The sequence below is a fragment of the Parasutterella secunda genome, assembly GCF_023336895.1.
Lineage (GTDB): Bacteria > Pseudomonadota > Gammaproteobacteria > Burkholderiales > Burkholderiaceae_F > Aphodousia > Aphodousia faecalis.
In genome coordinates this window covers 272,634-289,729 of sequence record NZ_JAMBLT010000001.1, presented here as the reverse complement: position 1 = coordinate 289,729, position 17,096 = coordinate 272,634, and the positions used below count along the sequence as shown (strand labels likewise).

18 protein-coding genes are annotated in these 17,096 nt (G+C 46.1%); 4 read left to right on the top strand and 14 right to left on the bottom strand.

What is annotated here, in order from left to right; genetic code table 11:
- Positions 1-6: 6 nt before the first annotated feature.
- The 3 genes from ispE to M3080_RS01330 are packed head-to-tail and all read right to left on the bottom strand — an operon-like array spanning position 7 to position 3,137.
- Entirely contained in the window at positions 7-852 is an 846-nt protein-coding gene (ispE, locus tag M3080_RS01340; protein ID WP_249091579.1) for a 4-(cytidine 5'-diphospho)-2-C-methyl-D-erythritol kinase, read from the bottom strand.
- Complete coding sequence (locus M3080_RS01335; protein WP_249091578.1) at positions 842-1,408, bottom strand: outer membrane lipoprotein LolB; 567 nt, start codon at positions 1,406-1,408, stop codon at positions 842-844. The genes ispE and M3080_RS01335 overlap by 11 nt, the downstream gene beginning before the upstream one ends.
- 7 nt (positions 1,409-1,415) lie before the next feature.
- Positions 1,416-3,137, bottom strand: coding sequence for a tetratricopeptide repeat protein (locus M3080_RS01330; RefSeq protein WP_249091577.1), 1,722 nt, complete (start codon positions 3,135-3,137; stop codon positions 1,416-1,418).
- 51 nt (positions 3,138-3,188) lie between these two features.
- On the opposite strand from M3080_RS01330, the gene mutY reads away from it, so the two are divergent.
- Entirely contained in the window at positions 3,189-4,238 is a 1,050-nt protein-coding gene (gene mutY / locus M3080_RS01325) for an A/G-specific adenine glycosylase (RefSeq protein WP_249091575.1), read from the top strand.
- Here the strand turns inward: mutY and rapZ are convergent.
- From rapZ to M3080_RS01275, 10 genes are all read right to left on the bottom strand, one after another.
- The gene (gene rapZ, locus M3080_RS01320; protein WP_022472591.1) at positions 4,222-5,118 is read right to left on the bottom strand and encodes an RNase adapter RapZ; all 897 of its coding nucleotides are present in this window, start codon (positions 5,116-5,118) and stop codon (positions 4,222-4,224) included. The genes mutY and rapZ overlap by 17 nt on opposite strands.
- 43 nt (positions 5,119-5,161) lie before the next feature.
- Positions 5,162-5,767 carry a PTS sugar transporter subunit IIA gene (locus M3080_RS01315; protein ID WP_258333775.1) on the bottom strand — a complete coding sequence of 202 codons (606 nt, stop codon included), beginning with the start codon at positions 5,765-5,767 and terminating at the stop codon, positions 5,162-5,164.
- Between the two features lie 8 nt (positions 5,768-5,775).
- The gene (gene lptB / locus M3080_RS01310) at positions 5,776-6,507 is read right to left on the bottom strand and encodes an LPS export ABC transporter ATP-binding protein (RefSeq protein ID WP_249091776.1); all 732 of its coding nucleotides are present in this window, start codon (positions 6,505-6,507) and stop codon (positions 5,776-5,778) included.
- Between the two features lie 138 nt (positions 6,508-6,645).
- The gene (lptA, locus tag M3080_RS01305) at positions 6,646-7,164 is read right to left on the bottom strand and encodes a lipopolysaccharide transport periplasmic protein LptA (protein WP_249091573.1); all 519 of its coding nucleotides are present in this window, start codon (positions 7,162-7,164) and stop codon (positions 6,646-6,648) included.
- Between the two features lie 17 nt (positions 7,165-7,181).
- Positions 7,182-7,769: an LPS export ABC transporter periplasmic protein LptC gene (lptC, locus tag M3080_RS01300; protein ID WP_022472595.1), complete on the bottom strand. Its 588-nt coding sequence runs from the start codon at positions 7,767-7,769 to the stop codon at positions 7,182-7,184.
- Positions 7,770-7,781: 12 nt separating this feature from the next.
- Positions 7,782-8,333, bottom strand: coding sequence for a KdsC family phosphatase (locus M3080_RS01295; RefSeq protein ID WP_249091571.1), 552 nt, complete (start codon positions 8,331-8,333; stop codon positions 7,782-7,784).
- Positions 8,330-9,316, bottom strand: coding sequence for a KpsF/GutQ family sugar-phosphate isomerase (locus M3080_RS01290; RefSeq protein ID WP_249091570.1), 987 nt, complete (start codon positions 9,314-9,316; stop codon positions 8,330-8,332). Before M3080_RS01290 ends, M3080_RS01295 begins: the two co-directional genes overlap by 4 nt.
- A gap of 57 nt (positions 9,317-9,373) precedes the next feature.
- Positions 9,374-10,105, bottom strand: a complete 732-nt coding sequence (locus M3080_RS01285) for an amino acid ABC transporter ATP-binding protein (protein WP_249091775.1) — start codon at positions 10,103-10,105, stop codon at positions 9,374-9,376.
- Positions 10,106-10,122: 17 nt separating this feature from the next.
- Positions 10,123-10,890 (bottom strand): enoyl-CoA hydratase-related protein, encoded by a 768-nt coding sequence (locus M3080_RS01280; protein ID WP_249091569.1) that lies wholly within the window; start codon positions 10,888-10,890, stop codon positions 10,123-10,125.
- Positions 10,891-10,896: 6 nt separating this feature from the next.
- Positions 10,897-13,575, bottom strand: a complete 2,679-nt coding sequence (locus tag M3080_RS01275) for a bifunctional acetate--CoA ligase family protein/GNAT family N-acetyltransferase (protein ID WP_022472600.1) — start codon at positions 13,573-13,575, stop codon at positions 10,897-10,899.
- 213 nt (positions 13,576-13,788) lie between these two features.
- Here M3080_RS01275 and mtnA point away from each other — a divergent pair, with 213 nt between their 5' ends.
- Genes mtnA through M3080_RS01260 form a run of 3 tightly spaced genes read left to right on the top strand, consistent with a single transcriptional unit; the run spans position 13,789 to position 15,774 of the window.
- The gene (mtnA, locus tag M3080_RS01270; protein WP_249091568.1) at positions 13,789-14,886 is read left to right on the top strand and encodes an S-methyl-5-thioribose-1-phosphate isomerase; all 1,098 of its coding nucleotides are present in this window, start codon (positions 13,789-13,791) and stop codon (positions 14,884-14,886) included.
- The gene (locus M3080_RS01265; RefSeq protein ID WP_022472602.1) at positions 14,886-15,551 is read left to right on the top strand and encodes a class II aldolase/adducin family protein; all 666 of its coding nucleotides are present in this window, start codon (positions 14,886-14,888) and stop codon (positions 15,549-15,551) included. The genes mtnA and M3080_RS01265 overlap by 1 nt, the downstream gene beginning before the upstream one ends.
- Positions 15,538-15,774, top strand: coding sequence for a hypothetical protein (locus M3080_RS01260; protein ID WP_022472603.1), 237 nt, complete (start codon positions 15,538-15,540; stop codon positions 15,772-15,774). The genes M3080_RS01265 and M3080_RS01260 overlap by 14 nt, the downstream gene beginning before the upstream one ends.
- On the opposite strand, the gene M3080_RS01255 is transcribed toward M3080_RS01260, so the two are convergent.
- Entirely contained in the window at positions 15,771-16,958 is a 1,188-nt protein-coding gene (locus M3080_RS01255) for an MFS transporter (protein WP_249091567.1), read from the bottom strand. The two genes, M3080_RS01260 and M3080_RS01255, sit on opposite strands and share 4 nt — an antisense overlap.
- Positions 16,959-17,096: the final 138 nt, after the last annotated feature.

Genomic DNA, 17,096 nt, shown 5'->3' with positions numbered 1-17,096 from the left:
TTTGGTTCAGCATGATAATGCTGACAACGTCGGGTGTATTGTAAGACTTTTTACCGAAAAATGTTTCCATCTGGACGGTAAATTTTCAAACACCCTTTCCGCCTCATCTTTTTGCATCACGGCAAAAACTGCAGAGCCAGAGCCTGTTAGGCGGAATTGAGGTAAATCCGTTAGCAACTTATTTACCTCGGGATTCACAATTTTTACGATCGGTTCTAGATCGTTGTGTCCCAATCTCATCCACTCACCAGATTGCTGAGCGGCGTCGAGGATCGACATTGTGACGTATTTCGTATTTCTTGTCAAGTCCGGATGTGAAAAAATTTCTCCTGTTGCTTGATTGACTCCGGGCCAAATGATGGCAAAAGGAATGGATGGGATGGAAATGGGGATTAATTTTTCGCCAATACCTTCAACCCATGCATTTGTTCCCAAAAGAAAAAATGGAACATCAGCTCCCAATTGAAGCCCTAAACGCATCAGTTCATCTTTTGTTAAATGCAAATTCCATAGATGATTCAATCCCATCAGTGTCGTGGCTGCATCAGAAGAACCACCTCCCATACCTGCACCGGAAGGAATGCGTTTGACAACGTTAATCGTTGCTCCAAAAGAAGAGCCAGTATATTGTTGCAGTAATTTAGCCGCTCGAACACATAAATCTTTTGATGGATCTCCGACAATATCACCAGTACGAACGACTTCAGGGTCATTGCGAGCGGATAAGCTGATGGTGTCACAAAGGTCTACCAAAACAAAAACAGATTGCAACTCGTGGTAACCGTTTTGTCGACGACCAACGATATGCAAAAAAAGATTCAATTTAGCTGGAGCAAGCAAATTAAGAATCATGATCTCGGCTCGAGACAACAAGAAGAACAGAAATGCTAGGGGCAAAAGAGGTTGCTTCTCTCGTCAATCTTATACGTTTGGGTAAGCCCGACTCATCGTAATTTTCATAGGTGATCAACCAACCGCTTTGTTTGACTTGATTATAAGGGGGAGCACTGGGGATGGTGGATGCCGTCTGGTTGGGAATAACTTTACCGTCGATCCAATAATTTAGTCCATCAACTGGTACGCTGAACCCGAGGCTCTTTAGTAAAAGCGACTCGGCGTCGTTGGCGTACACGGTCGGATTGCCTAACGTCTCCAAAGATACTTCTGTGGGAGTTCGCGTGATTCTCGCCAAAGTGTTCCCTAAAGCACTTTTTAAATCCAAAATAGTTAAATCAGTGTTAGCTTGCGTTAATGTAAAACGGCCGCTGTGATTTTCCTGCTGAGAGGCAGAACGTGCAATCAATGAAAATCGACCTTGCCAAGATTGCTCAAGTTCGGGAGTAGACAGGGCGACACACCCTGTCAACAAGATGCTTGCAATGCCGGTGGCGATAAGTTTAAAAGTCATTTTTTACCTAAAAACGCAGATGTAACCGATCCATCAATGAGTTAATCTCCTGATCTTCCGCATTCTCTTTGAGCATGGGTCGAAGGATATCCATCGCTTTGGGTGTTTCCCCTTGAGCTTGGTAAACCTCAGCAAGGTGCAGCAGTATTTCTTTGTCATTAGACAATTTTGCTGCTTTTTCTAAATAATTTTGAGCTTGCTTGAGACTTCCCTGTTTGAAATAAAGCCAACCCATGGAATCTAAGAAGGCGGGGTTCTCAGGTTCTTGTTGAATAGCTTTTTCAATGAGCAGCTTGGCTTGATCCAGCTTGACGCCGTTTTCTACCCAAAGGTAACCCAGCGTATTGTAGAAATTGGCATTATCAGGATAGAGTTCAATCGCGTTTTGTAAATATTTCTCAGCTTCATCAATGCGTTTAATCTCATTGGCAATAACGGCGCACTGGAAAAGTAACGTAGCATTATCTTTGTCAGTGGACAAAGCCTTTTTCATTGCTTCATAAGCTTGCGGCAGTCGATCGGCTTCGTAAAGTATCTGAGCACGTTTATGGAGGAACTCTGTTTTCAGTCGATCATTAACTTTTGTTTTATCCAGAACTTCGATTGCTTCATCAAAATGTTTTTCCGCGGCGAGAGCTTGGGCTAAAAATAAACGAGATTGCGGAAAGAATTCACTGGACTGATCCACTTGACTAAACCAGTCCGCAGCAGCGGAGAAATGACGTTGTTTATAGTCAATCATCCCAAGAGATAAATAGGTTCTGGGAAGTCTTTCAAGAGAAACTTTTTGCTCTTTGGCCAGACGCTCAAAGGTCATTAAATATCGCTTAGTTTCATCCAATAGTCCGACAGTATCGCAAATACTGGCTAGAGTAAAAGCCAAATTAGGCATCTTCTGTGAGAAAGGATCCAAAATTTGGATTTGTTTTTTTACGCCGTTTTTATTCTGTGTACGTGCATAAGCTTTAGCCAAACCCAGTTGAGCATCGTAGTCTTTTGGGTGACGTTTGACGAAATTTTCAAGAGTACTGACCGCTTTAAGCGGTTCTTTTGCGATGAGCGTATCGGCGTATTCCAAAAGTGCAACCGTACTATCGGGAAGTTGTTGCCAAGCAATTTTTGCAAAATGTTCTCCGAGTTCCGCATTGCCTGTTCGGCGATATAGCTTGGCTAGTGTCAATGCTGCCTCTTTCTGGTCTTTGCACAAACTTGCCAAAGGACGCAAAAAGGTCAGTATCTGTTGAGGTTGGGCTGAGCTGAACTGAGCTTGGAGAGCAATCGCTTGAAACCGTTTTAGGCGTTCTTGCTGGTTTTTCGCACTTAAAATGAGATCCTTTGCGCTCTGCTGCCGCTTTTCAGACAAATCGCCCTGGCGGATTTGAGTCAGCGTATTAGCCAATTGAGCATCCTCATTTGACGGAGAGAGTTTCTCCCAAAGTTGTGCCGCTTCTGAAGCCTGTTCAAAGGCGTGAGCACCGTCTGCTATTTCAAAGGCGCGTTTCGCCAAACGAGGGTCTTTTGTTGTTCGGGCGGTTTGCATATAAGTTTGAAATGCCGTGGCAGGGTCATTGCGCTGCAGAGCAAATTCTGAAGCAATGATTTGGAAAAGAAGTCCCCCGGTTAGTTCAACATTCGGAAGCGTCTCTTTAGCCCAGGATGAACTCACCAAGCAAGTCAGACTTAACGCGGTGCAAAGGGCTCGCTTAAAAGTAAATAGATTAAGAGGCATGTCTTTATAATCAGCAAGGATTTCGCTATTGTACTGTTTTCCTAAAAATCCATGATCTCGGAACAATTTTCTCAAACACTTATTGATTGGCAAAAAGTCCATGGTAGGCATCATTTGCCTTGGCAATACGCACACCCTTACGCACGGTGGATTTCCGAAATCATGTTGCAACAAACTCAAGTTTCTACGGTCATTGAATACTATGATCGCTTTATGAAACGTTTCCCGACCGTCCAATCCTTAGCAGAGGCTTCTGAAGATGAAGTCATGCAATATTGGTCGGGATTGGGTTACTACTCACGAGCGAGAAATTTACATAAAAGCGCAAAAATCATTGTCTATGATCACAAGGGTGTCTTTCCCACAACTCGCCTTGAATGGGAGTCCCTTCCAGGAGTTGGCCGCAGTACAGCTGCGGCCATAGTAGCTTTTAGCTTTGGGGCTAAGGAAACTATTTTGGATGGGAATGTCAAAAGGGTTCTGATGCGTTATTTTTGTCTTGACGCCCCTGTTGACAATGGTGAAACAACTAAAAAGCTGTGGGATTTGGCTGAAAATCTGTTACCTCAAAACGATATTGAAGCCTATATACAAGGGCTAATGGATTTAGGCGCCACAGTTTGTACAAGAACCCCTAAGTGTGTCATTTGCCCATTTCGAGAAACTTGTCAAGCTTTACTGAATGGCAAACAAGGGGATATTCCAGCTCCCAGAAAAAAGCTTAATCGTTTGGAAAAAGAGAGGACTTTTTTCCTTCTTTGGCATGAGGACGGTTGTTTGCTGCAAAAACGATCGGCCCGGGGTGTTTGGCGGGGACTTTTTAGTTTGCCTGAACGAGAAGGCGAAATGTCGGAGGAAGACATTTCGGAGGCGCTTTCTGCTCAAGGCTTCATGATTAAAAATATTCGAAGGTTAGAAAGTTTTCATCACGACTTTTCTCACTACCGTCTCGTCTTGCATCCTTGGGCAATTCATATCAAAAACCCTGATACAGTGAAAAACGACGAGCGATGGGCAAAAGTCGCAGAGTTGCCCGACATTGGGCTTCCCGCTCCTATCAGAGGTCTATTAGAGCGTTTTTTCGCTAGAGAGTCTGACTAAGACCTTTTACCGGTTTTTTCGCTTGACCGATGATGCGGTGACGGATGGCGACAGAGGGAAGTTTCTGTGCAAAATATTTAGCTAGAGTTTCCGCGACATAGACAGAACGATGCTGACCGCCCGTACAACCAATAGCCACGGTTAAGTAGTGCCGGTTTGTTGCTTGGTAGCTGGGCAACCACTTTTCGATGAAGAACTCAATGTCTTTAACCATTTCAGTGACCATCGGCTGCTTTTGCATAAATTCAACGATGGCTTCATCTTGTCCCGTCAGTGGCCGCAGTTGAGGATCGTAGTAAGGATTGGGGAGATTACGAACGTCAAAAACTAAATCTGCCGCTGTGGGAATGCCGTGTTTATAACCGAACGATTCAAACGTCAAACTGAGATCGGCATGAGGGGCATCGGCGAAGTCTTTCACCCAAGTGCGCAGAGTGTTGCTTTGCAAGTGAGTTGTATCCAGAACGTGTGCTTGCACACTATAAGGCTCGAGTAACTCGCGTTCTCTCGTGATGACTTCCGAGAGCGTGACCTTTTCATTACCGGCGCTAAAGCGCAACGTTAACGGATGTCGGCGTCGGGTTTCAGAGAAGCGTTGAATCAGTTCCTGAGTGGAGGCAGTCAGAAATAAAACACGCACATCCCAATCTTTTTGTGCGTTAAGTTCCTCAATGAGTTTTTCGGGGGCGTAACCCTCGAAGTCACTTCTTGCATCAACAGCAAAAGCAACATAGTCCTGAGTTTGTTGCAGGGCTTTAGCAACCGGGATAAGAAAAGACAGAGGGAGATTGTCAATGCAGTAGTAGCCGGAATCTTCCAACTGTCGGATGGCGACAGATTTTCCTGAGCCCGAAAGACCGGTGACAATAATAAGCTTCATACAAGTCCCCCCCACACAAAGTCAGACTATTGTAGCGGAAAGCTTAACTATTGTTTTCAACAGCGGCCACGGTCAAGGAGGTAACGCCTTGTTCTTGCTTGAGTTGGGCTTTGACTTCTTCGTTAAGGATATCCCACTCGTTTTCAAGGGCGTCTTCTTTACTTTCTCGGGCTAAAACAGTGGGGGCAACCCAATCCATGATACAAGCACAGACCTCAACGGCGTTTTCTGCTTTACGGATTTTTGCACACAACGTTTTATCTTCCATCATGGCAATGCACTCGCGCAAAAGCGGCAAGTACTCATCGTCATTGTCTGTCTTTGGGACGATGAGGAAAAAGAAGATATCAACCGGTTTGGTGTCATACGGTGTTGGGTCAACGTGAATCGGGCGTTGAAGAAGGACAATGGTGATGATGGGTTGCTTCAGTCCTTCAATTTCACAGTGAGGCAGTGCTACTCCAGCTCCCAAAGCATTATTGCCTAAACGTTCCCGAGCGTAAAGTGCTTCAAAGACCTGTGTGTGTGGAACGCCTGACATTTGAAAAGCCAAGCAAGCCTCTTCGAACACGCGTTTTTTTGTCGCGCGTTGCATTGAATTGAAAAAAATAACGTTTGAAGATGAAAGATATTGATATATCTGATTCATAGTTCGCACTACATACGGAAAGCTTCACCTAAGTAAGCTCTACGTACGTCTTCATTTTGAACGATGTCTTTCGGATGACCGCTAGCCAAGACGCCGCCATCGCAGATGATGTAGGCATGATCACAAATGCCGAGCGTTTCTCGGACGTTGTGGTCGGTAATTAAAACACCGATACCCCTGTTTTTTAAGAAGCGAATAATCCGCTGAATTTCAATAACAGCAATTGGGTCAACACCGGCAAAAGGTTCGTCCAACAAAATAAACTTAGGTTCCGCAGCCAGTGCTCGGGCAATTTCGGTTCGGCGACGTTCACCGCCAGACAAACTCATGGCCGTATTGGTTCTCAACCGTGTTATTTGCAACTCGTCAAGCAAGTCGTCAAGTTTTTTATCAATTTCAGCCTTTGAATAGCTTTTCCCGTTCTCGTCTTGTTGAAGTTCCAAAATGGCGCGGATGTTTTCTTCCACTGTCATACGACGGAAAACGGAAGCCTCTTGCGGTAGATAGGAAACACCAAGACGAGAGCGTTTATAGATAGGCAAGTGGGCGATAGATTGACCATTAAGCTCAATAGAGCCTCCATCGGAGACAACCAAGCCAACGACCATGTTAAAAGTTGTGGTCTTGCCGGCCCCGTTTGGACCTAACAGACCGACGACTTCTCCGCTTTTAACTTCGAGCGACACGTCTTGCACGACCCAACGACTGCCGTATCTTTTTTTCAGACCAATAGCTTTCAGCGTATTGACTGGAGCCTCTACTTCTGTTTTTTCTTGATTATCAGAAGCGACCTCATCTTGCGTCGGCTGGACGGAGCTTAGTTTTTCTTCATTGGTTGGCACTATCGGAATCCTTTTTGGTAAATGTACGACTGAGCATTAGCGAGTACTGCTGCGTGGAGCTATAACGGTACTGGCTCGCCCGCCTTCGCTACCTTGGATAATTGTACGTGAGCGGATTGTATCGTAGACAATTTTATTCCCCCTTGCACGATCCTTAACGACTCCGTTTTCGGATCGTTCAACCAGTGCCTTGCCTGTAAGGGTAATAATGCCGGTACGTTCCTCATAAACGATTTGCTCAGCCTTGCCAGAGACCCATTCCTCAATTCCCTTTGTTTTGGGATCTCGTTTTTGGCGAAAAGTTGCTAATTCTCCGGTGAGTGTTCCTTTTTTGTAGCCTTGAGCGGTTTCCTGAAGCACTAATTTTTGTCCGGTTAAACGCATAGTCCCCTGATCAACTTTAACTGAACCGGTATAAGTGGCGACCTGTTTCAATTCATCGCCAAAAAAGTGATCAGCTTGAATCTCAATGGGTTTTTCTCTATCACGGCTTTCGGCCTGCACGGTCGGAACGACTAAAGCTAAAAGCAGAGCAAAAACAGTTAAAAATTTCATCTCAAATCCTGGGGTGTTTAAGGAAGCAAGTTCTTTGAGCTTCCCTGTGGTTCTATCACCGTAGTAACTCGGCTTTTCAGTTCAACAGTTCGGGACATATTGTCAAAAACCATCCCCGTACCATGAGTTCTGTCGTTGCCGCTGAATATATCGACCTTGTCATCCGTTTCGTAGCGATTAGTGTCTGTGTATACCGTCATGCTTTGGGTTTCAAGGCGAGTAGCGGCAGTTTGACCACTGGCCGCTCTTGAGGCAACGACATCACCCTCAAACACAAAAGTTTCTCCTGCATCACTGCTATGTCCCTTTAAAGCTTGGGCGTGTGTAATCGGTTCATCAGGAGAGACGGTTGTAGCCTGGGGTTTAACCATAGTGATGGAATCATTGGAAAAATGCCGAAATTCTTCAGCCTGTAAGCGATTTTTGGCAACGCCGTTTTCATCAAACGTAACAATAGTTGCTTCAGAAGCGATGAAATCTGGAGATTCTTCACTCGGGATGTATCGCAATTTGCTAAAAGAGGCCTGCATGGCGTACCAGTAGCTGGCCGCAATGAGAAGCAGCAACAAAATAATGGCGATAATGGCAGTCAGTCTTTCTCGCATTCTTTCTCTCAATTAGTAGCGATGCTTGTCGTTAGGATCAGGGTGTAGGAACATTTTTTCCAAAGTACTTTCCCATTTTCCTTGAGTCTTCAAAATGAACTCTGCCAATTCTCTAACAGCACCGGCTCCTCCACTGTATTGGCTCTTAAAATCGGCCAATTGAACAATTTCTTCAACGGCGTTGCTTGGGCAAGCGGCTAAGCCTACCTTTTGGATAACGGCGTAATCAGGCAAATCGTCGCCAATGTAAGCGATTTCTTCGGGCGACAACCCCGTGGCAGTGAGAAGTTCTCCAAGTCCCTTTACCTTGTCGCGCTGTCCCTGAAGGACATTGGTGATGCCCAATTCATGCGTGCGACGTTTGAGAATTTCAGAGCTTCTGGCCGTTAGGATCGCAACATCAATGCCATTAGCCAACAGCATCTTGATGCCGAGGCCATCCTTAACATCGAAAGCCTTGAACAACTCGCCTTCGTTACCGATGTAAATTTTACCGTCAGTTAAAACACCATCGACATCGCAAATCAGTAACTTAATTTTTCTAGCTTTTTCTGTGAGTGTCATAGTACTTTGGCTGTCATAAGATCGTGAATATGCAATGCACCGATGAGGTGGTTTGCTTCATCAACGACCAGCAATTGATTACAAAGAGAACGATCAAGAATGTGGGCAGCCTCAGCGGCCAACGCAGTCTTCGCAATCGTTTTGGGACTGGGAGTCATAACATCGGCGATGCAGACTTGGCGAATGTCGCCCATTCGCTCAATCAGTCGTCTCAAATCGCCTTCGGTAAAGATACCTTGAACACAATTGTCTTTGTCGACGATGGCAGTCATGCCGATGCGCTTGAGCGTAATTTCGCGCACAGCATCCAAAACAGACACCGTATTGAGTACGCTGGGTACCTTTTCGCCGGTTCTCATGACATCGGAAACATGAATCAGTAATCGGCGACCTAAGGCACCACCGGGGTGCGAACGCGCAAAGTCATTCGAGGTGAATCCCTTGGCTTGAAGGCAGGCAACTGCCAAAGCATCTCCCAACGCAAGTGTTGCCGTTGTACTGGTGGTCGGAGCCAGACCAAGAGGACAAGCCTCTTGTCTGACACCGACATCTAAGTGAATATCAGCATATTTAGCCAGTGCACTATCTGGCGCGCTTGTCATGGCAATCAGGGGAGTTCCCTCGCGCTTGATAACCGGAACAATGGTTAAAAGTTCATTAGTCGTCCCAGAGTTGGAAATGGCGATGACGACATCGTCTTTCGTGATCATTCCAAGATCACCGTGGGCAGCCTCACCCGCATGAACGAAAAAGGCAGGTGTCCCAGTAGAGGCTAACGTCGCAGCCAGTTTGCAACCGATATGGCCACTTTTGCCAACGCCGGATACAACAACACGCCCTTTACAATTTAAAAGACATTGCACGGCTTTTAAAAAAGTATCGCCTAAACGATCGGCGAGGTTAGTCAGAGCTTCGGCTTCTCTGCTTAAAACCGTTCTGGCTAGTGCTAAGGTGGAATTATTTGTGTGAGCGTGCTCAATCATTATTAAAAGATCCTTCTACTTTCCCAATCATAACTCAGCGTATTCATTATTTTTTTCTTAGTGATTGAGAATTTTTGATAGAAATTGTACGGCTCTTTCACTCTTAGGTTGAGTGAAGAATTCTTGTGTCGGGGCATTTTCCAGAATCTCACCGCTTTCCATAAATAAGACTCTGTCAGCAACGCGTCTGGCAAATCCCATTTCATGAGTAACAACCATCATTGTCATGCCGTCTTGAGCGAGTTCCACCATGACATCGAGTACCTCGTTAATCATTTCAGGATCAAGTGCAGAGGTTGGCTCATCAAACAACATGCAGACGGGATCCATTGCCAACGCTCGGGCGATGGCGACACGTTGCTGCTGACCGCCTGAGAGTTGACCGGGGAATTTCAAGGCTTGTTGAGATAAATGGACGCGTTCTAGGAGACCTAACCCCCTTTCTGTTGCTTCATCCCTGCTTCTACCTAGCACTTTCATTTGCGCTAAAGTCAGGTTGTCGATGATGGAGAGGTGGGGGAAAAGTTCAAAATGTTGGAAAACCATCCCGATATGTTGTCGCAATTTCGGCAAATTTGTTTTGGGATTGCCGACATCAATGCCATTGACAATGATTCTGCCTTCCTGAAAAGGCTCTAGTCCGTTTACGGTCTTAATCAGCGTTGATTTCCCGGAGCCGGACGGACCGCAGACAACGACCACTTCGCCTTTTTCAACACTGGCGGTGCAATCCTTAAGGACTTGGAAGTTTTCGCCGTACCATTTGCTGACATGTTGAATTTCAATCATTGCCATTATTTATTCTCCTAGTGGGAGCTGACGCTGAAGTCGGGTTTACGGCCTTCTTCAAAGGCTCGACACGCTTCTTTGACTTCATCGCTTTGAAGCCTTTGGGTCAATGCATCGTGCTCTGCATTTAATGCTTCACGAATAGCGATCCCTTGATGTTTTCTCATTAGGGCTTTGGTAGCTCTAAGACTTCCCGGAGGCAGTACGGTTAAACGAGCGGCACGAGCAAGCGTCTCTTTTAATACATCCTCATCCTTAAAGACTGAGGTGACAATTCCCATTTGCAACGCTTCAAAGGCAGAAATTGGTTCACTAAGCAATAATTTTTCCATTGCCTTCTTAAAGCCTGCTTTTTCACAAAGGCTAAATGTCAGTCCGAATTCCGGTGTCAGGCCTAATGCAGTAAAGGGGACTGAAAAAAGGCTTTTTTCTCCGCAGTAAACCATGTCACAGAAGCAAAGAATGGCTACGCCTAGTCCAACAGCAGGGCCTTGGACGGCAGCCAAAATCGGTTTATCAAAGGCGATCATCGATTCAATGAGTGCATCGTAGGCCTGTTGAATCTTTTCATCTCTGTGTAATGATTCTTGAAGATCTGCACCGGCGCAAAAGACAGTCTCCTCGCCGCTTATGATCACACAGCGAACAGCATCATCTTTTTGGGCTTGTGCCAAAACTTTTACCCAACTCAAACATGTTGCCGCATCAATTGTGTTGCGTTTAGCCGGGCGAGAAATCACTAAATGACAAATACCGTTTTGTACACTGACAGTTAAATCAGACATATTTTCTCACTCTAAATTCAGCGTGTAGACAACGAAAGCATCGTCAAGAGTTTCATCCTCATGGCGGACAAATCCGAGCGAATCCATTAATGCGAACATCCCGTCATTGCCGCGTAAAACATAACCGATGAGGACAGTAAGTTTCATAATTTTTGCTTGTTCGATAAGCTCTTTCATGAGTAATGAGGCCAAACCGCGCCGCTGCCATTCATCTTCAACAACTACACCGAACTCTGCAAATGATGTTCCAGGCATACGCTTAAAACGAGCAACGCCATGAATGAGATCAGGCTCTTCGGTGTCACACGCAACAATCGCTACTTCTCTGTTGTAATCAATATTTGTGAGTTCAATCAGTTTTTCTCTAGCCAACTCATTGGAAGAGATGTGCAGTCGCAAGTAAGTTGTTTGAGGCGAAAGTCGCTTCAAGAAGTCACGAAGAGAGTCGTAGTCTTGAGCATGGATACTGCGAAGTGATACTTGTCCGCCCTTGATGTCTCGCCAAGCAGAATCGATAGATGGCTCCGGCGCTAAAGTCAAGTGGGAGGCCAATGCGTCTTTGTCTAAGTTATTGGGAGATATGCCAATATGAGCGTCTAACACAATACAGCCACCTTCATCGACTAAAAGCGGATCAATCGTTAGATCACGGATAAGCGGGAAATCGGTGACGAGCTTGGAAATTCTCATCAAAATTTGAGCCAGAGCTTCTTTATTGGCAGCAGGCATACCTCGGAAATCACCGAGGTAAGTGCTTACGGTCGGCTTCTCGATGAGTGCGGCAGCCAATGGCTTGGTCAGTGGAAGCAGTTCACAGACATCGTCCTTGTAGATGTCTCCCATATGGCCGCCAGCGCCAAAGCTGATAACAGGTCCGAAGCGAGAATCTGTATGAACGGTAATTTTGACTTCCCGTCCATGAGGTTGACGGATGTAACGCTGGATATAAAGTCCCTCTAATTGAGCGTAAGGGGCCCTATTTTTAACGCTTTCCAAAATGCTTTGGCTCGCTTTCAAAACATCCTCTTCAGTTTTGAGGTCCAGCGCGACTCCGCCGACATTACTTTTGTGTATTACGCCCTTGGCAATGGCTTTGATAACAACAGGAAAGCCTAAATTTTTAGCAGCATTAACCGCTTCAATTGGAGATTGCACAAGAATACCGGTGGCAGCTGTTAAGCCCAGACAAGCCAATAGCTTCTTTGTTTGCAACTCATTTAAGCTGTAACACTCGTTACTCTTATTTTCTTCCAGTATGTTTCGGATAGCCCTTTCATCTGCAGGCAATGGGTCGCTTTCAGAGGCGATTGTGGCTGCAAGATAACGTCGTGACTGGGCGTAATGAGCCATCCACGAAAACGCTTTTATTGCACTCTCAGGGCTTTTTAAAACTGTAATAGGATGGTCTTTCAGCCGTTTTTTGGCCGCAATGGTTTGAGACTCTCCAATCCAAGCGGTGATGATGGGTTTATAGCTGGCATCTGTTGCGTAAGCGATGGCATCGCAAACTCGCTCAAGTGGCGCAGCAAATGTCGGAGCCGTCACAATGATGATGGCGTCAACATTCTCATCTTTATTTAAAGCATCGACGGCAAGCTTTATTCGTCTGGGATCCGCGTCAGCCCATAAGTCGACGGGATTAGTCATCGGAAGCGGATTGTCGAAAATCTTGTGTAACTTTTCCGTTGTTGTACGACTCAGAGTGGCAATTTTCACGTCACACTCTGAGGCGGCATCAGCGGCGAGAACACCGAATCCGCTACCGTTACTGATGATGCCTACGCGATTGCTGCGGGGGAGGCGTTTTTGACCAAAAATTTCAATTGCAGAAAGCATTTCTTCGAGACCGTAGACTCGAATGGCGCCGGCTCGTTCCAACAGGGCATTAAAAACCTTGTCGTCGCCGGCGGGCACTCCCATTCTGCTAGCCAGAAGTTGCGAGGCTTGAAGGCTTTTCCCGCCCCGAAGGACAATGACCGGTTTGTGTTTGGCCGCTTCTCGAACAGCCGAGAAGAATTCTCTGGGATTTCGGATACCTTCAATGTGCAAAACGATAACACCGGTTTCTTTATCTTGAGCAAGAAAATCAACGACCTCACTCATTGAAACATCAATTTCATCGCCGGTGTTAATTAGCGTGGAGAAACCAATATCTCGAATTCGTTTAGTTGCCAAAAGGGAAGTGCCGATAACGCCAGATTGAGCGGCAAAACCGACATTTCCGGCTAACGGAAGCTCTGACCAATAACTAGCATTTAAATTCATGCTGGGGCGCATAATGCCCAGACAGTCGGTTCCGATTAAGCGAAGCCCTAAAGCGTGAGCCTTATTGACAATTTTGGCTTGCCAATTCGAATCAGATGTGACGGAAGCATCACTGGGGGCAAGAGCTATCCAATGAGTGCCATGAGAGGCGATATCTTCCAGAACGCTCTCAATGGTTTTTGTGGGAACGGCCAAAATAGCCAGATCAATGTGGTCTTCAATGGCTTTGATACTTGGATAGCAAGGAATATCCCCTAAATAACGGTATTTGGGGTTAACAGGATAAATTCTTCCGCTAAAACCGGCACTGATTAGGTTTTTCCATAGCGGCGCTCCGCGAGAGGCTTCACGATCACTGGCGCCGATAACGGCGATACTCTCAGGAGCCAAAGCTGCACGTAATTGATGGGACGTATCCATTAGAGAATCTTTCGAGCAAAAATTAACCCCTCAATTTTACTCAAAAAAGCTCTAACTCCCTATTTTTCCGTAAGAAAATATTGCATCTATCAGCTACTTTACTCAAAGTGATAAGAGAGGCTTTGCTAAAATTAGAAGATATCCTTCAATTCCCTTGTCTGACAGGGGAAAGAAGCTTTTTTTTCACTAAGAGCTAGTTTCAGGACGTCTTATATGAAAGTCAACGGCATCCCCACCCGTACGATTTGGTCAATTGAACATGGTCAAGCCGTAGGAATTATTGATCAAACTAAGTTGCCCTTCGAGTTTAAGAAGGAAAGACTTGATGATTGGCAACAAGTGCGAGATGCCATCGCGACTATGAAAGTAAGAGGCGCGCCCTTAATCGGTATTGCCGCTGTTTGGGCTCTTGTGTTGGCTATACGCGATAACGCGAGCGATGATTTTATTCATGAAGTCAGAAGTGAGTTGATTGCGACTCGCCCGACCGCGGTTAACCTTCAATGGGCAGTTGATCATGTGGTCAAACGCGTCATTTCACTGCCGCAAAAGGATCGTTTGCCGGCGGTCTATAAACTGGCCAAGGAAATGACTCAAGCCGATGTTCTGACTAATCGAGCCATCGGAACTCACGGTGCGAAGGTCATTGCGGAGATCTACGCCCGTAAGCGTGAACCGGTCAATATTCTTACCCATTGTAATGCCGGTTGGTTAGCAACTGTTGATTACGGAACCGCATTGTCTGCCGTGTACATTGCGTTTGAACAGGGGATTCCGCTTCATGTTTGGGTTGACGAAACCCGTCCTCGCGAACAGGGATTGTTGACCGCTTGGGAATTGGCTGGTGTCGGTATCCCCCACACCGTGATTGCGGATAATGCCGGAGGCCATCTGATGCAGCATCGTGAAGTCGATGCGGTTATTGTTGGGGCTGATCGAATTACGGCTATTGGCGACGTGGCCAACAAAGTTGGAACTTATCTAAAAGCGCTCGCAGCTAAAGATATGGACGTTCCCTTTTATGTGGCGGCTCCGTCGTCAACGATCGATTGGTCTATTCAAGACGGCAAGCACAGCATAAAAATAGAAAATCGAGCGGGAGACGAGCTGCGGATTGTTCGCGGCTTGGATAAAAAAGGCCATGCATGTGACGTCAGGATCATCAGTGAGCAAACCAATGTTGAAAATCCGGCTTTTGATGTAACCCCTGCCAAATTGGTGACAGGAATTATCACGGAAAGAGGCGTATGTGCACCGGAGTTTTTAACAAGACTATTCCCAGAAGGGGCAAGGGCTCACGCTAGGGGGTAATGGTGCATCAGGAAAAAGATTTAAGAGAGCTTGTTATTAAAACCGCTCGTAGCATGAATGCATTGGGCATTAATGTTAATAAAAGCGGGAATGTTTCCGTGCGTGCTCGAGTTGGGGAATTAGAAGGTTTTTGGATAACACCGACAGGCATCGCCTATGAAGATCTTGTTGCTCAGGACATCGTTTTTGTAGCCCTGGATGGTCTGCCGCACGAAGAATTCGCTAAGCAAAGAAAAGCCTCAAGTGAGTGGCTAATGCACGCAGAAGTTTATCGTCACCGTCAAGATGTCAGTGCCATTGTGCACACTCATTCGGTGTATGCCACGGCTCTTGCCTGCCAAGATCTTTGCATCCCGGCGTTTCATTACATGGTGGCTGTTGCCGGAGGCAATAGCATAAAATGCGCGCCCTACGCCTTATTCGGCTCAGAAGAGTTAGCAAAAATCGCGGCAGAGGCTCTTGAAAAAGAAAATGCCTGTCTTTTGTCTCACCATGGGGTGTTGGCCGTAGGCGGTAGTTTGAGCGCTGCGTTAAAGCTTGCTCATGAAGTTGAAAATTTAGCACACATGTATACACTGACTCGTCAACTCGGAGAACCTAAGTTGTTGTCTGAAGCTCAAATGCAAGAAGTAATGGAGCGATTTAAAAAGTATGGACAACAGTAAAAACGCTATTCCCCGTTGGGAAAAGCCGGATGGCAGTCCGGTTTCCTGTACAGAAAAAGTCATGGTTTTGAATGAAAACTATGAAGAGTTGCGCTCAATGATTAAAGATGCATTGGAGGACGCTCTCGTGCTCGGATGCTCCGAAAAGCAGGTGCGAGAGAGTTTTCATGCTCTCATTGATGAAATTCAGTCTGACATCAAAGAATGTCAGCATAATCCTTAGTTTTCTGGTGTTTTACTGATCAATAGCCAAAGAGCAATCAAAGCGCATAATGCGGCGGTAGCGTAAAAGCTTTCAAAGTATTGGCCGAACGTATTGTGAATAACGCCAAAAATGAGTGGCAAAAAAATAGCGCCGGCAAAGGTGAAAAAGAGCGTGCCGCCGGTGGCTACTCCAGCTTTGCCTTCCGGAGCGATTCTGGCGACATGAGCTAAGTAGACTCCATTCCAGCCGATGGCTGAGCCACCCAAGCAAAAACATACAGCTAAGAGCAAAATGGTGGCTGTTTGGGGGCTAAAAAAGCCTACGCTGACAAGCATGGCAGCCATTAAGAAGCCCAACAGCGATAGGGTTAATCTCGGCGAATGAATCCAGTCAGCAAAAATTCCCCAAAAAAGACGTCCGCACATTCCGCCGATGCTGGCGGCACTCAAAGCCATCCCCGCTAAAACAATCGGAATTGAAATATCTTCAACCATGAAAGAGACGAGGTAGCTGAATACACACATTTGTGTGCCGTTATAAACGAAGGAAACGATACACATACGGCGCAATCCGGCCTGGGAAGTGACCAGCCGCAAAGCGTTTAACACAGTGTGAATACTAAAGCGTGATCGTGGATCAAAGTGATCATCTAAACTGCTTCGGTGATACAAAACAAGTAAAGCGACGGAAAGCGCAAAAATAGCCATTACGTGAGGGCCAGCCTGCCAGTTATTAGCCCAAAGCGCAACGCTTGGGACAATAAAACCGGCCAAAGCGCTACCTAGAGGAACGGCAGTTTGTTTGAGGGAGAAAACAAAGCCCATCCGTTCTTTGGGCACTGTATGCGCCAAGATGTCACTCGAAGCCGGGGTGATGGGGCCGTAACTGAGTCCAAGTAAAAGCCCGCCCAAACAAATACACCAGAAATTCGCTACGGCGCTAAGCATAAGCCCAATGGCTGCCAGAATCAGACAACCTTGAGAAACATGGATGCCCCCATAACGGGTGACCATTGTCCCGCCGGCTACAGCGGCAAAGGCTGCACCGATATAAATAAAACAGACGTATGTGCCGATGAAGGAACTGGGCATTCCAATGGCTGCGGCTACCAGTGGAGCAATAGCCGATAGAGTTACTGTACTGGCTGTGGCGATTGACTGAATCGACATCGTCGAGACGAGCGCCAAACGAACAACGGACATATCTGTTTACCTATTAAGCAAGATGTTTGTATTGTAATTCAAGGTCTCCAAATACGGTGAGCAAAAAAGCCTGTCGAGTATCTCTATCTGTTGGTCTGAATAGGCATACAATCAAGACAGAGGACAAGGAGCAATTTT